The organism is Paraburkholderia sp. WS6 (assembly GCF_030464835.1).
GTDB classification, from domain to species: Bacteria; Pseudomonadota; Gammaproteobacteria; order Burkholderiales; family Burkholderiaceae; genus Paraburkholderia; species Paraburkholderia madseniana.
In genome coordinates, this window is sequence record NZ_JALQCK010000015.1 from 13,247 (window position 1) to 27,912 (window position 14,666).

Sequence of the window (14,666 nt, forward strand, 5' to 3'; positions counted from 1 at the left end):
CCTTTTCAGCCATTCCCACGCTACCCACCGTGCCAGTCAATTCCAGACGCTGTACTTGTAGCGTTTGACCTCGTGCTTCGTCGCCTTGCGCGCCGAAATGATACGGATCACATCCGCACTGCGTTCGACGTACACCACCACGCCTACGATGGCGGCCATCCAGCCTAGCGCGATCCAGCGATCCTCACCGTAGCCTTCCCGCTGGTCTATCGCCGTCAGCACGGGATGATCGAACACGTCGACCGCATCTCGGAAATCGATGCCATGCTTACGAATGTTGATTTGATTCTTGAGTTCGTCCCATTCAAACCGCACACAGCACCTGTATTGACGTCTGTACATACATCATAGCACGCACGCGTAGCTATGTCCGCATGAGCCGCGAGCAGTTTGCGACACACGTCAGCGTCGGACTGGCTGTGAAATTACCGGTTCCTGATCTGGCCGAACGGCCTACCCCGGTTAGGACTGTGATCAGCCACGCCGCAGATTTCGCAGCGTAAGGCTGGGACGACTCTCACCCCGCATCCACCACGAACCCGTGCTGCCGCAAAAGCTGCAGCACGCCCTTGCGGCCACCCAGATGCAACGCGCCGATCGCCACGAACACCGGCTTGTTCGGCCCGGCGATCAGCAGCATCCGCGATACGAAGCGCCGGTTGCGTTCGTACACGATCCGGTTGTCGATCGAATCGGAGATCCGCTTGTCGCGCGCCAGCTTTTCGGACTTCGCGGCCTGCCACGCCGCAATCGCATCGGCATCGCCCACTCGCCACAGCCGGTGCAACGTCTTCACATCGTCGACGTTTTCCGCGGGCGTCTGCACCAGGTCCTGCGCGAGCATTTCGCGTTGCTGCGCAAGCGTGAGTCCGGTGAACGCACGCATTTGCTGCGGCAAGGTCTCGAGACCGACGATCTTGCCGCGCGTCCTGATATAGACGTTCTGCAATTGCGCTTCCGTGCCGTACTCGGTCTGCAAGCCTGCACTCAACGAATCGTAGGTTTCGACCACCAGTGACGCGAGCCACGGCCGCATCTTCTTGATTTCATCCTGCGCCGCGGGATTGCCGCGCAGGCGCAAGGCCAGCTTGCGCCATAAAGGTTCGGGCAGCAGACCCGGCAGACAGTCGCGGCGGCATACGCCGTACTTCGACACGTCGTCTTGCGAGACCAGCAGTTCGTCGGGTGAGAGTTCGAGCGCCAGCGTCGGCGAAGCCGCCAGGGCGCCCAGGATCGGCGCGCGGAACGGTTGCCCGGGCGGATAGTCGGCGGGGTCGCCGACATGCAACGTGCCGAGCACGTAAATGGTCGTGGTGCCGCGTGTCGCGACATAGAACGGCATGCGCGCAGGCTGCGCGCGCACCGGGCCGCTCGCCGTGGTGCCGGGCGTAGCGGGCGGAGGATTGAAGCCCGGCAAGGTGGCGCGTGGCGGTGCCGGCAGACTTGGCACCGGCATCGCCGGCCGTCCTGCCTGGGCGGGCGTATTGGCAGCCGCCCCAGCGGCATGCGCGAGGCCGATCGGCCCTGCGCTCAGGTGAAAAGCAGAACATACGCCGAGGAGCGTGGCACCGGTCAGTGCAAACGCTCCCCAGCGCCGCGCGAAAGCAGCGTGGCGGCCACCATCGCGCGAGCGGCGCGCAAGACGACGCGCCGCCACTGCATCAGGCATCTATGTCCCCCACCTCCTCGGCGCGGTGACACGACACCTGACGGCCATCCACTTCACGCAACTTCGGTTCTTCGCTGCGGCAACAGTCGATCGCGTACGGGCAGCGCTGATGGAACGTGCAGCCCGATGGCGGATTCAGCGGCGACGGCATTTCACCTTGCAGCTTGATCTTGATGGTGCGATCCGCTTCGAAGATCGAAGGCGTGGCCGACATCAGCGCACGCGTGTACGGATGACGCGGATTCGAGAAAATCCGCTTCTTGTCGCCGAGCTCCGCCACGCCGCCAAAGTACATCACCATCACATCGTCGGCGATATGCTCCACCACCGACAGATTGTGCGAGATGAACACGTAGCTGGTCTTGAACTGCTCCTGCAGGTCCATGAACAGATTGAGAATCTGCGCCTGGATCGACACGTCGAGCGCGGACACCGGCTCATCGGCGACCACGATCTGCGGATCGAGGATCATAGCGCGCGCGATGGCCACGCGTTGCCGCTGACCGCCTGAGAACATATGCGGATAACGCTTGGCATGCTCCGGACGCAGGCCGACCGTGCGCATCATCTGCGCGATCCGTTCGGCGCGTTCGGTCGTGCTCAGTTGCGTGTTGATCGCGAGCGGTTCGCTGAGCGTCTGCTCGACTGTCTTGCGCGGATTCAGGGAGGCAAACGGATTCTGAAACACCATCTGCACGCGCCGCCGCAGCGCCGCGATCTTCGCGTGATCGGCGCCCGCCACGTCTTCACCGTCGATCAACAGACGGCCCGCGCTGGGCTTTTCGATCATGGTCAGTTGACGTGCAAGGGTGGATTTTCCGCAACCGGATTCGCCCACCACCGCCAGGGTCTTGCCGCGGTCGAGCGCAAACGACACGCCGTTCAAAGCCTTGACCGTGCCCTGGCTGAACATGCTGCGCTTCACCGTGTAGTAACGCGCAAGCTTGTCGGCAACCAGGACGTGATCGCCCGCATGGTCCGACTGGCGCCGCGGTTCGAGTACTGCGTTCATCGTGCGCCTCCATGGGTGTGAACGTTGGCGTCACCGCTCAGGTTCAGGGGTTTGATGCAGCGCACGCGCGCCACTTCGGCGTGACCTTGCATCGGTGTCAATGCCGGTCGCGCCTTCATGCAGTCGTCGACCACATACTTGCAGCGCGGTGCGAACAGACACCCTTTCGGACGATCATCACGCCCCGGCACCATGCCCGGCAGTGCGGCGAGCCGCACCGCGCCGACATTGTGCTCGGGAATCGCCGCCAGCAACGCTTCCGTGTACGGGTGATGCGGCGCGGCGAAGATGTCCGGCACGCGGTTCGTTTCGATCACTTCGCCAGCGTACATGACCGCGACACGCTGCGCGACTTCGGACACCACCGCCAGATCGTGCGAGATCAGCACGAGCGCCATGCCGCGTTCCTTCTGCAGCTTGATCAGCAGTTCCATGATCTGCGCCTGGATCGTCACGTCGAGCGCGGTGGTCGGTTCGTCGGCGATCAGCAGCTTCGGGTTGCAGGCAATCGCCATCGCGATCATCACGCGCTGGTTCATGCCGCCCGACATCTGATGCGGGAACGACGTGATGCGGCTCTTCGCGTCCGGAATACCGACCTGGTCGAGCAACTCCAGCGCGCGTTTGTCCAACGCGCTGCCGCGCAGGCCTTCGTGCAGCTTCAGCACTTCCTTGATCTGATAGCCGACCGTGTAGCTCGGATTCAGACTGGTGAGCGCGTCCTGGAACACCATCGCGATGTCTTTGCCGATGATCTTGCGGCGTTCCTTCGCCGACGCCTTCAGCAGATTCTTGCCGTTGAAGGTGATTTCGTCGGCGGTGACTTTGCCCGGCGCGTCGATCAGGCCCATCAGCGCCATCATCGTCACGCTCTTGCCCGAGCCCGATTCGCCGACCACGCCGACCACTTCGCCCTGCGCGACATCGAGGTTGATCCGATCCACAGCGGGCAGGCCGTTGAAATCCACCGCGAGGTTGCGGATGGTCAATAAATTGGTCATGTCAAGCCATCCGTTTCAGTTTGGGATCGAGTGCGTCGCGCAGCCCGTCGCCGAGCAGATTGATCGCGAGCACCGAGATCAGGATGGAAAGACCCGGCATCGTGACGATCCACCAGGCGCTGTCGATATAGTCACGCGCCGAGGCCAGCATCGCGCCCCACTCCGCCGACGGCGGTTGCACGCCGAGACCGAGGAAGCCGAGCGCGGCGGCATCGAGAATCGCCGACGAAAAGCCCAGCGTAGCCTGCACGATCAACGGTGCGGTGCAGTTCGGCAGCACTTGCGAGAACATCAAACGCAGCGTGCCCGCGCCTGCAACCCGCGAAGCCGTCACATATTCCTTCTGCAATTCGCCTTGTGCCGACGCACGCGTCAGACGCACATAGCCCGGCAGCGCGACGATCGCAATCGCCAGCATCGTGTTGACGAGACCCGGACCGATGATCGCGACCACCGCGACTGCCAGCAGCAGCGAGGGCAATGCGAGCAGCACGTCCATGATGCGCATGATCGGCGTATCGGCCCATTTCTCGAAGAACGCCGCGATCAAGCCGAGCACGATGCCCGGAATCAGCGCGAGCACCACCGAGACAAAGCCGATCCAGAACGACAGCCGTGCGCCGTACATCAGACGCGAGAGGATGTCGCGGCCTGCTTCGTCGGTGCCGAGAACGAACTTCCAGTTACCGCCGTCAAGCCAGGCGGGCGGGATTTTCACGGAGTCGCGATACTGCTCGATCGGGCTATGCGGCGCGATCAAGGGTGCGAAGATTGCGATGAAGATCAACACCAGCACGATGACGCCGGCGGCGACCGCACCACGGTTACGCGAGAAATTCGCCCAGAATTCGCGGGCGGCGATGGCGCGGCCGCTGGGCGGCGTCACCGCTGTGGGGACTGTATTTTGAATGTCTGCCATGGTCAGGTTACCTCGTATGGCGAATGCGCGGATTCAGCACGCCGTACAACAGATCGACGACGAGGTTCACAACGATCACCAGCGTAGCGATCATCAGGATACCGCCCTGCACCACCGGATAGTCGCGCCGGCCGATCGCGTCGATCAGCCACTTGCCGATACCCGGCCACGAAAACAGTGTCTCCGTCAGCACGGCGCCTGCGAGCAAGGTGCCGACCTGCAGGCCGATCACGGTCACGACCGGAATCAGCGCATTACGCAATGCATGCACGACAATCACGCGGCCAGGCGACAAACCCTTCGCACGCGCAGTGCGAATGTAGTCTTCGCGCAGCACTTCGAGCATCGACGAACGCGTCATGCGCGCGACGACCGCCAGCGGAATCGTGCCGAGCACAATGGCCGGCAAAATCAGATGACTGACCGCGGATTTGAACGCGCCTTCGTCGGTGGACATCAACGCGTCGATCAGCATGAAGCCGGTCACGTGCGGAATGTCGTATTCGACCGCAATGCGGCCCGACACCGGTGTCCAGCCAAGGTCGACGGAAAAAAACATGATGAGGATCAAACCCCACCAGAAGATCGGCATCGAGTAGCCGGTGAGCGCCGTGCCCATCACGCCGTGATCGACCACCGTGCCGCGCCTGAGCGCCGCGAACACGCCCGAGGGCAAGCCGACGATCAATGCGAACAGCATCGCGCAGATCGACAGTTCGACGGTAGCGGGAAAACGTGCGAGGAATTCGCCCATCACGCTGGTATTGGTGATGATCGAGGTGCCGAGGTCGCCGTGCATGGCGCGACCGATGTAGTGAACGTATTGAATCGGCAAGGACTCGTCGAGCCCGAGGCGATGCATCGCGGCGGCATGCATGGCGGGATCGACGCCGCGCTCGCCCATCATCACTTCGATGGGGTCGCCCGGTATCAGGTGAATCAGCGCAAACGCGAGGATCGTGATGCCGATGAACGTCGGTATCACCATGCCGATGCGGCGCAAAACAAAGCGGAACATGGTTCGTCCCTATGGTCTTGATGAAGAAAAAACGCAACCGGCGACGAGGGCTTGTGACCCCGGCCGCCGGACCATTTCGACCAGTTTTCTAACCGTGCGAAAAGCTACTGCGTAAGCTTGACTGTATAACTGTTACTTGACGCTGACGCCGTCGAAGCGCGCATAACCGAGCGGCTCGATACGCATGTCGACCACCTTCTTGCTGACAGGCTGGTACACGGTCGAGTGAGCGATCGGCGAGAACGGCAGTTGCTGCGCGAAAATCTGCTGCGCCTGCGTGTACGCCGTCGTGCGCGCGCCCTGATCGGACGACTCGCGACCCTTCTGGACCAGATCCTCGAACGGCTTGTAGCACCACTTCGAGAAGTTGTTGCCGTTCACCGCTTCGCAGCCGAGCAGCGTGCCGAGCCAGTTGTCCGGATCGCCGTTGTCGCCGGTCCAGCCGATCAGCATCGTGTCGTCTTCACCTGCGTGCGCGCGTTTGATGTACTCGCCCCATTCATACGTGACGATCTTCGCCTTCACGCCGATCTTGGCCCAGTCGGCCTGGATCATTTCCGCCATCAGACGGGCGTTCGGGTTGTACGCGCGTTGGACCGGCATCGCCCACAGCGTGATGTCGAAGCCGTTCGGATAACCGGCCTTCGCCAGCAGTGCCTTGGCCTTGTCCGTATCGTACGCGGCGCTCTTCAGGTTCTTGTCGTACGACCATTGGGTCGGCGGCATCGGGTTCGTCGCGGCCTGGCCTGCGCCTTGATACACCGACTCGATGATCGCCTTCTTGTTGATCGCCATGTCGAGCGCCTGACGCACTTCGAGCTTGTCGACCGGCTTGTGCGACACGTTGTATGCGAGGTAGCCCAGGTTGAAGCCCGGTTGCGACGGCATCGCGATGTTCGCTTCAGCCTTCAGCGGCGCGATGTCGGCCGGACGCGGATAGCTCATCACCTGGCATTCGTCGCGCTTGATCTTCTGCACGCGAACGCCGGCGTCCGGCGTGATCGAGAAGATCAGCTTCGAGATCTTCACCTCGTTCGGCTTCCAGTAGTCCGGATTGCCGTCGAAACGGATCGTCGCATCCTTCGTATAGCTGCGGAAAATGAACGGGCCCGTGCCGACCGGGTTCTGGTTGATGTCGGCAGCCTTGCCGGCCTTCAGCAGCTGGTCGGCGTATTCACCCGAGAGGATCGACGCGTATTCCATTGCCAGATTCTGGATGAACGGCGCGTTGACTTCCTTCAGCGTGAACTTGACCGTGTACGGGTCGACCTTTTCGACGCTGGCGATCAGCTTGTCGAGGCCCATGTCCGTGAAGTACGGGAACTGGACCGGGTACGCCTTACGGAACGGCTGGTTCGTGTCCAGCATGCGCTGGAACGTGAACACGACGTCGTCCGCGTTGAATTCGCGCGTCGGCTTGAAGAACGAGGTGGTCTGGAACTTCACGCCGTGGCGCAGATGGAACGTGTAGGTCTTGCCGTCCGCCGAGACATCCCACTTTTCTGCCAGGCCAGGCTCGACTTTCGTGCCGCCGCGTTCGAACTCGACGAGGCGGTTATAAACGGTGAACGTGTTGGCCGTGAAGTCGACACCCGTGGTGTACTGGGCCGGATCGAAACCCGCAGGGCTGCCTTCTGAGCAGTAAACGAGTGTTTTGTTCGGAATCTCGGCATGCGCGCTCGTAGCGCCCAGCATCGATGCCGCTGCAGCAGCGACGAGCGTCGTAACACGCGCGGCGCGCAACAGGTTGTTTTGCTTCATGTTTCCTCCAGGTTCGGGGCCGGCTCCCGCCGGCGTAGCGCGATCTTACTTGAGCTTGGCTCACAGCAACAAGCGGAGGAAAATACCCCTGTTGACGATCGGAAACAGTTAGGGCATGTGGGCGGCCGTACGCCGGCGCTGGCTGGAGCGTACGGCTGTTGCGAGGCGAGGCGGGCTCGGCCGGAAAACCGCCCGCCTGCTCTTATTTCAGGCCGACGTTCATGAATTGCGTCGGGCCGAACGGGTCGATCTTGAAGCCCGTGACGTTCTTGCTGATGGGCTGATACACCGTGGAATGGGCGATTGGCGTGAACGGCACCTGGTCTTTGAAGATTTCCTGGGCTTCCGTATAAGCCTTGGTGCGCTCGGCAAGATCGGTCGTGCTGCGACCCTTCCGGATCAGATCGTCGTAAGGCTTGTAGCACCATTTGGAAAAATTACTGCCGTTCACCGCGTCGCAGCCGAGCAATACGCCCAACCAGTTATCCGGGTCGCCATAGTCGCCGGTCCAGCCGATCAGCATTGCCTCATGCTCGCCCGAATGACCGCGGCGAATATATTCACCCCATTCGTAAGTAGCGATCTTCACCTTGACGCCGATCTTCGCCCAATCCGCCTGCAGCATTTCCGCCATCAGACGCGCGTTCGGGTTGTAAGGCCGCTGAACCGGCATTGCCCACAGCGTCAGATCGAAGCCGTCGGGGTAGCCCGCCTCCTTGAGCAGCGCTTTCGCTTTGTCGACGTCGTACGGGGCGTCCTTCAGATTCTTGTCGTAGCCCCATTGCGTCGGCGGCATCGGATTGGTCGCCGCCTGGCCGGCGCCCTGATACACCGATTCGATAATCGCTTTCTTGTTGATCGACATATCGAGCGCACGGCGCACCATCAGATTGTCGAGCGGCTTCTTGGTGTTGTTGTACGCGATATAGCCGAGATTGAAACCGACCTGACTCGGAATGGCGAGCGATGCATCGGCTTTAACCGCTGGAATATCGCCGGGACGCGGATACGACATCACCTGGCACTCGCCGCGCTTCAATTTTTGCAGCCGCACGGCCGGGTCGACGGTAATCGCGAATATCAGCTTGCTGACTTTGACGACGCCCGGTTTCCAGTAATCGGGATTGCCGTCAAACCGAATTGAATCGTCCTTCGTATAGCTGCGGAAAATGAATGGACCGGTACCGACCGGATATAGATTGATATCGGACGCTTTACCTGCTTTCAGTAACTGATCGGCGTATTCAGCCGACAAAATCGACGCAAACGGCATTGCGATCTGCTGCAAAAACGGCGCATCGACTTCCTTCAGCGTGAAACGCACCGTATACGGATCGAGCTTCTCGACCTTGGTGATGTTCTTCGCGAGGCCAAGGTCGGTGAAATACGGAAACGGCACTGCGTAGGCTTTGCGGAACGGCTGTTCCGGATCGAGCATCCGCTGATAAGTAAAGACGACGTCGTCAGCGTTGAATTCGCGAGTGGGCTTGAAGAACGAGGTGGTCTGGAACTTCACGCCGTGCCGCAGATGGAAAGTGTAGGTCAGGCCGTCCTGCGACACGTCCCATTTCTCGGCAAGGCCAGGCTCGATATCGGTACTGCCGTGCGCGAACTCGATCAGCCGGTTATAGACCGTGTACGAGCCGGCGGTGAATTCCACGCTGGTGGTGAACTGGGCGGTGTCGAAACCCGCCGGACTGCCTTCGGAGCAAAACACAAGGGTTTTGTCGGGCAAGGCGGCCGCCTGAACAGCGACGGGCGAAAGGCCGGCAGCCAGGACCGCGCACATGCTCAAGGCTGGAAGGCAGGTATGGCGAACTGCAAACAGCAATCGGGATACTGTCATCATGTTCTCCGCACTGCAGCCACGTCAGCTGCGCTTTGATCATAGACAGCTCAAAAATCGGGTTCAATGAGGGCTTACGCTTCGCAAGAAATGCCCAAATGGGCATGTTTGTTGCATCGCAGCAGTATGCGATGCCTGACGCGGAGTTCGGATTGCCCGCGCCGTTGGCCCTGCATTGCACGCCGGTGCAACGTAAGGCACAGAATGCGCGGGCACATTTCAGACGCGAGGCGCGGCAGCGTCAGCGTCAGATTTCAACCATAAAAAAACCGCGCGGCAAGTAAGCCGCGCGGCCATGTACGACGGATCCGAAGCGTTAAGCGCCCAGCCGTTCGCAGATCGCCTTGGTCGCCGCGGCGCCATTGAGCGTGTAGAAGTGCAGGCCCGGCACCTTCGCGTCGATGAGACGCCCGCACAGGTCCGTCACCACGTCCAGCCCGAACGCGCGAATCGACTCGCGGTCGTCGCCGAAGCTTTCCAGACGGCGCGCGATCCAACGCGGCACTTCCGCACCGCACATCTCCGAGAAACGCATCAGTTGCGAGAAGTTCGTGATCGGCATGATGCCCGGCACGATAGGCACGTCCACGCCGAGCTTCCTCGCGTCGTCGACGAAACGGAAGTACGCGTCGGCGTTGAAGAAGTACTGCGTGATCGCCGAATTGGCGCCGGCCTTCACCTTGTGGGCGAAGTTTTCCAGATCGTGACGCGGCGAGCGCGACTGCGGGTGGTACTCCGGATAGCCGGCCACCTCGATCCAGAACCAGTCGCCGAATTCGGCGCGGATAAAGCTCACCAGTTCCGACGCGTAACGCAGCTCACCCACTGCGCCCATGCCGGACGGCAGATCGCCGCGCAGCGCGACGATATGGCGGATGCCATGCGCGCGGTACTCGTTGAGGATCGCGCGCAGGCTCTCTTTCGAGGAGCCGATGCACGATACGTGGGGCGCCGCTTCGAGCCCCTCCTTCGCCATTTCGACGACGGTGTCGAGCGTGCCCTGTTGCGTCGAGCCGCCGGCGCCGAACGTGACGGACACGAACTTGGGCTTGAGCGCGGCGAGTTGCGCGCGGGTGGCGCGCAGCTTGTCGACGCCTTCCTGCGTTTTCGGCGGGAAGAATTCGAATGAAAGTTCGATCGGGTTCATGATTCAGTAGATCAACCGATACTGCGGTTGCCGAAAATAAGCGCGGACAGCAGCCACGAAACGATGCTGTACAGAATCGAGCCGAAGAACGCCGACCAGAAACCCGACACTTCAAATCCCTTCAGCAGCGACGCGCACAGCCAGAAGCACAGCGCATTGACCACCAGAATGAAGAGTCCGAGCGTGACGATCGTGACGGGCAGCGTCAACAGGATCAGCACCGGACGCAGGATCGTATTGATCAATCCGAGCACCACCGCGACGATCAGGGCGGTGCCGAAACTCCGGATATGAATCGACGGTACGAGGTAGGTGATGATCAGGAGCGCAAGCGCGTTGATCAGCCAGGTCAGCAGCACGGTCATGTAGAGCTCCTTTGGCAGGGTGTCCGATCACGGGAAAAAGCGCGGGACGAGGCGGGCATGGTGAACAAAGCGGCGCCTTGCGCGCCGCCTTGTCGTCAAACTGTCATGCTTTGAAACCGCCCGCGTGCTTAATGATGCTTGGAAGCGGATGCTTAGTAGCGGTAGTGGTTCGGCTTGAACGGACCGTTCTTGTCGACGCTGATATAGCTCGCCTGATAGTCCGACAGCACCGTCAGTTCCGCACCGATACGCCCCAGATGCAGACGCGCGACCTTTTCATCAAGGTGCTTCGGCAACACGTAGACCTTGTTTTCGTACTTGTCGCCGTGCACGAACAACTCGATCTGCGCGATCGTCTGGTTCGTAAACGACGCCGACATCACGAACGACGGATGACCCGTTGCGCAACCCAGATTCACCAGGCGCCCTTCAGCCAGCAGGATCACGCGCTTGCCGTCCGGGAAAATGATGTGGTCGACTTGCGGCTTGATGTTTTCCCACGTGTACTTGCGCGTCGATGCAACGTCGATTTCCGAATCGAAGTGACCGATGTTGCAGACAATCGCGTTGTTGCGCATGGCAGCCATATGATCGTGGCCGATCACGTGGAAGTTGCCGGTTGCCGTCACGAAGATGTCGGCCTTGTCCGCCGCATATTCCATCGTCACGACGCGATAACCTTCCATCGCTGCCTGCAACGCGCAGATCGGATCGATTTCCGTGACCCACACCGTCGCGCCCAGACCGCGCAGCGATTGCGCGCAGCCCTTGCCCACGTCGCCATAACCGGCCACGACCGCGATCTTGCCCGCGATCATCACGTCGGTTGCGCGCTTGATACCGTCGACCAGCGACTCGCGGCAGCCATACAGGTTGTCGAATTTCGACTTCGTGACCGAATCGTTCACGTTGATGGCCGGGAACGGCAGGCGCCCTTCCTTTTCCATCTGATACAGACGATGCACGCCGGTCGTAGTTTCTTCGGTCACGCCCTGGATGTGCGCGAGACGCGTGGAGTACCACACCGGATCGGCGTCGAGATGCTTGGCGATCGACTTGTACAGCGCGACTTCTTCTTCGTTTTCCGGCTTCGAGATCACCGAACGGTCTTTCTCAGCCTTCGAGCCGAGGATCAGCAGCAACGTGGCGTCGCCGCCGTCGTCGAGGATCATGTTGGCGAATTCGCCATTCGGCCATTCGAAAATGCGGTGCGAGAATTCCCAGTATTCGTCGAGCGATTCGCCCTTGAATGCGAACACCGGCACGCCGCCTTGCGCAATCGCGGCGGCTGCATGATCCTGCGTCGAGAAGATATTGCACGATGCCCAGCGCACGTCCGCGCCGAGTGCCGTCAAGGTTTCGATCAGCACGCCGGTTTGAATCGTCATGTGCAGCGAACCCGCGACGCGCGCACCCTTCAGCGGCTGCGAGCTCTTGTATTCCTCGCGCGTCTGCATGAGGCCGGGCATTTCGGTTTCAGCGATATTCAGTTCCTTGCGGCCCCAGGCTGCAAGCGACATATCGGCGACGAGAAAATCTTGCTTTGAATCGAGAACTGCGGCGTTCATCACGCCCTCCTTTCTAAAGAATTGACTAGAAATTTGACGTGAGCGCGGTTCGATGCGGTGGATGGGAGCGCAATGCGCATCCTGGCCCTCCGATTGAAGCCTCCGAGCCTGGCGGGCGGCCGGCGAATATGCTGATTCGCGGTACCCGTCGCAACGCTCCTCGAAGACGAACGGCGATTGTAGCAAATCGAGATGGCTTCGGGGTGAGGCTGGACTGGCGGAGTTGGAGCTTTTTGTGACTCCAGGGTGTTTGGCGGCAGGCGGTGCTGGCCGGGCGCAGCGCGCCTCGGCCCTGCGCTCGAGCCACGTCGGTGTTTGGAATCTACGCAGCGTGATTCGGGGGAGCCGAGGCGGCCGCCCCGGCAGCGACGCTTGCCGTGCGCAACTGCTCGATGCCCGCGCGCGCGGATTCGAGAAACTGCCTCGAAAAGCGGAACGCGTCGGCCACGTCGGCAGGATCCGGTGTCTGCAAACCAAGAACGATGCGGAAATAGCGTTCGGCGTGAATGCCCGCGTGATAGTGCATGCGCACGCGTTTCGCGTCATCCAGGCGCCGGTTGCCGAAAATGTCACGCAAGGCCCACGAAAACGCGCCATCTTCGCCACCGATGCGACGAAACGCGTTGTCCATCGGAAAGCCGCCGAGCGCGGCATACGCTGCGCGGCGGATGATCAGGCTGCTCGGCACCGTGTTGCTGAGCGTTGCGGCGTGCTTGCCGAAGTCGGGATGGTTGGTGAGCTCGACCGGAAAATCCGTGTAGTCGACGTCGAGCCGCACGGACACTTCATTCGGGTTCTGCGTGAGAAACGCGCTCGCGGCGGCTAGCGCGCCGGGCAGGTATTCGTCGTCGGCGTCGAGGAAGGCGAGCAGACCGTAAGCTGCATGCATCGCGCCCCAGTTGCGCGCCCGAGCCGGGCCGCCGTTGTACGGCATCTGCAGCAAGCACACGCGTGGGTCGAGACGTCCGTAGTGTGCGACCAGGTCGGAAGATCCATCAGTCGAGCCGTCGTCCACCACGACAATCTGCGCGGCTTCCGGCTGAATCAGGCAACTTTTGAGCGCACGGGCGAGCGTCGCCGCGCCGTTGTAGCAGGGAATGATGATCGAGATGGGCTTCATGGATTGAAACAGGCGCTGCGGGCCGAACGATAGAGAACCGTCGATGGTAGCCCGCTTCCCGTCAGGTCCATCCTGGAAAAGCGACGTGCGCGACCGCACCGGCCAACGCACTGCGCGCAAACGGCGCCGACACGAAGCGTCGCCATCAGCTTACCCCGCAACATAAATACGATGACTTACAATCGCTCGGATCATTCCAAATTGGAATTCTGGAGCCTGAGATCGTGGAACTACGAGCGCTGCGGTATTTCGTCGAAGTGGTCCGTCAACAGAGCTTCACCGTCGCCGCCGAGCAGATGTTCGTCACGCAGCCGACCATCAGCAAGATGGTCAAGTCGCTGGAGGACGAAATCGGCTCGCCGTTGCTGCTACGCGATGGGCGCCAAATGGTGCTGACCGACGCCGGCCGGATCGTCTATCAGCGCGGTCAGGACGTTCTCGCCGCGCACGCGCAGTTGCAGGCCGAGTTGAATGACCTCGATACGCTCGGCCGCGGCGAGTTGACCATCGGCATTCCGCCAATGGGCGGCTCGCTGTTCACACCCGCCATCGCCGCCTTCCGCCAGCGCTATCCGAAAATTGAGCTGAAGCTGTTCGAGCAGGGTTCACGCGCGATCGAGACCGCGCTGATCCACGGCGAACTGGAGTTAGGCGGCGTGTTACAACCGGTCGACCCGGAGAACATCGAGGTGTTGCCGATGACCCGGCAATTGCTGTGGCTGGTCGCGCGCACCGGCTCGCGCTGGGACGATCTGCACGAAGTGCCGCTCGCCGAGCTCGCCAACGAGCAGTTCGTGTTCTATGGCGAGAGCCTCGCGCTCAACGACGTCGTGCTGAACGCGTGCCGGACCGCCGGCTTTGCGCCGACCATCGTCGGGCGCAGCGGGCACTGGGATTTCATGGCGGCGTTAGTGCTGGCCGGGGTCGGTATCGCGCTGTTGCCTGCGCCGTATTGCCGACGGCTCGACGCGGCGCAGTTCACCTGCCGCCCCGTAGTGAAACCGGAGATTCCATGGGAAGTGGCGATTGGCTGGCGCCGCAACGGCTATCTGTCACACGCGGCGCGCGCATGGCTGGAGGTAGCGCGCGAGACGCTGCCAGGCCAGGCCGGCGACGATTTCATGGTGGGGCCGGGCATCGGTATGACCGGCATCACGGCGCCCGCTAAGACACCGCCGCATACGCGGCCAGCCGAATGACAACATGCCCCCCCGGCGCGAACCGGGCGGCATGTCTTCAA

At 61.5% G+C, this 14,666-nt stretch carries 13 protein-coding genes and 1 riboswitch; of the genes, 1 reads left to right on the plus strand and 12 read right to left on the minus strand.

Going from position 1 to position 14,666, the window contains the following annotated elements:
- Positions 1-36 precede the first annotated feature (36 nt).
- The 12 genes from M0D64_RS19025 to M0D64_RS19080 all read right to left on the minus strand — a co-directional run bounded on the left by M0D64_RS19025 (position 37) and on the right by M0D64_RS19080 (position 13,426).
- Positions 37-315: a BrnT family toxin gene (locus M0D64_RS19025; protein WP_266258862.1), complete on the minus strand. Its 279-nt coding sequence runs from the start codon at positions 313-315 to the stop codon at positions 37-39.
- A 202-nt stretch (positions 316-517) separates the two neighbouring features.
- The gene (locus M0D64_RS19030; protein WP_171927606.1) at positions 518-1,669 is read right to left on the minus strand and encodes a TraB/GumN family protein; all 1,152 of its coding nucleotides are present in this window, start codon (positions 1,667-1,669) and stop codon (positions 518-520) included.
- Entirely contained in the window at positions 1,662-2,681 is a 1,020-nt protein-coding gene (locus M0D64_RS19035) for a peptide ABC transporter ATP-binding protein (RefSeq protein ID WP_266258863.1), read from the minus strand. Before M0D64_RS19035 ends, M0D64_RS19030 begins: the two co-directional genes overlap by 8 nt.
- Positions 2,678-3,682 carry an ABC transporter ATP-binding protein gene (locus M0D64_RS19040; protein ID WP_171927607.1) on the minus strand — a complete coding sequence of 335 codons (1,005 nt, stop codon included), beginning with the start codon at positions 3,680-3,682 and terminating at the stop codon, positions 2,678-2,680. Before M0D64_RS19040 ends, M0D64_RS19035 begins: the two co-directional genes overlap by 4 nt.
- A gap of 1 nt (position 3,683) precedes the next feature.
- Positions 3,684-4,601, minus strand: a complete 918-nt coding sequence (locus M0D64_RS19045; protein ID WP_154559819.1) for an ABC transporter permease subunit — start codon at positions 4,599-4,601, stop codon at positions 3,684-3,686.
- 7 nt (positions 4,602-4,608) lie between these two features.
- On the minus strand, positions 4,609-5,619 hold the full coding sequence (locus M0D64_RS19050) for an ABC transporter permease subunit (RefSeq protein WP_154559820.1): 1,011 nt from the start codon (positions 5,617-5,619) through the stop codon (positions 4,609-4,611).
- Positions 5,620-5,751: 132 nt separating this feature from the next.
- Positions 5,752-7,380 (minus strand): ABC transporter substrate-binding protein, encoded by a 1,629-nt coding sequence (locus M0D64_RS19055; protein ID WP_266258864.1) that lies wholly within the window; start codon positions 7,378-7,380, stop codon positions 5,752-5,754.
- Positions 7,381-7,582: 202 nt separating this feature from the next.
- Positions 7,583-9,226, minus strand: a complete 1,644-nt coding sequence (locus M0D64_RS19060) for an ABC transporter substrate-binding protein (protein ID WP_266258865.1) — start codon at positions 9,224-9,226, stop codon at positions 7,583-7,585.
- A gap of 316 nt (positions 9,227-9,542) precedes the next feature.
- Complete coding sequence (metF, locus tag M0D64_RS19065) at positions 9,543-10,373, minus strand: methylenetetrahydrofolate reductase [NAD(P)H] (protein ID WP_266258866.1); 831 nt, start codon at positions 10,371-10,373, stop codon at positions 9,543-9,545.
- A gap of 11 nt (positions 10,374-10,384) precedes the next feature.
- The gene (locus tag M0D64_RS19070; RefSeq protein ID WP_028198543.1) at positions 10,385-10,738 is read right to left on the minus strand and encodes a phage holin family protein; all 354 of its coding nucleotides are present in this window, start codon (positions 10,736-10,738) and stop codon (positions 10,385-10,387) included.
- A 152-nt stretch (positions 10,739-10,890) separates the two neighbouring features.
- Positions 10,891-12,306 carry an adenosylhomocysteinase gene (ahcY, locus tag M0D64_RS19075; RefSeq protein WP_266258867.1) on the minus strand — a complete coding sequence of 472 codons (1,416 nt, stop codon included), beginning with the start codon at positions 12,304-12,306 and terminating at the stop codon, positions 10,891-10,893.
- 33 nt (positions 12,307-12,339) lie between these two features.
- Positions 12,340-12,474, minus strand: a riboswitch (S-adenosyl-L-homocysteine riboswitch).
- A 154-nt stretch (positions 12,475-12,628) separates the two neighbouring features.
- Positions 12,629-13,426 (minus strand): glycosyltransferase family A protein, encoded by a 798-nt coding sequence (locus tag M0D64_RS19080; RefSeq protein ID WP_266258868.1) that lies wholly within the window; start codon positions 13,424-13,426, stop codon positions 12,629-12,631.
- 224 nt (positions 13,427-13,650) lie between these two features.
- On the opposite strand from M0D64_RS19080, the gene M0D64_RS19085 reads away from it, so the two are divergent.
- Positions 13,651-14,625, plus strand: coding sequence for a LysR family transcriptional regulator (locus M0D64_RS19085; protein WP_266258870.1), 975 nt, complete (start codon positions 13,651-13,653; stop codon positions 14,623-14,625).
- Positions 14,626-14,666: the final 41 nt, after the last annotated feature.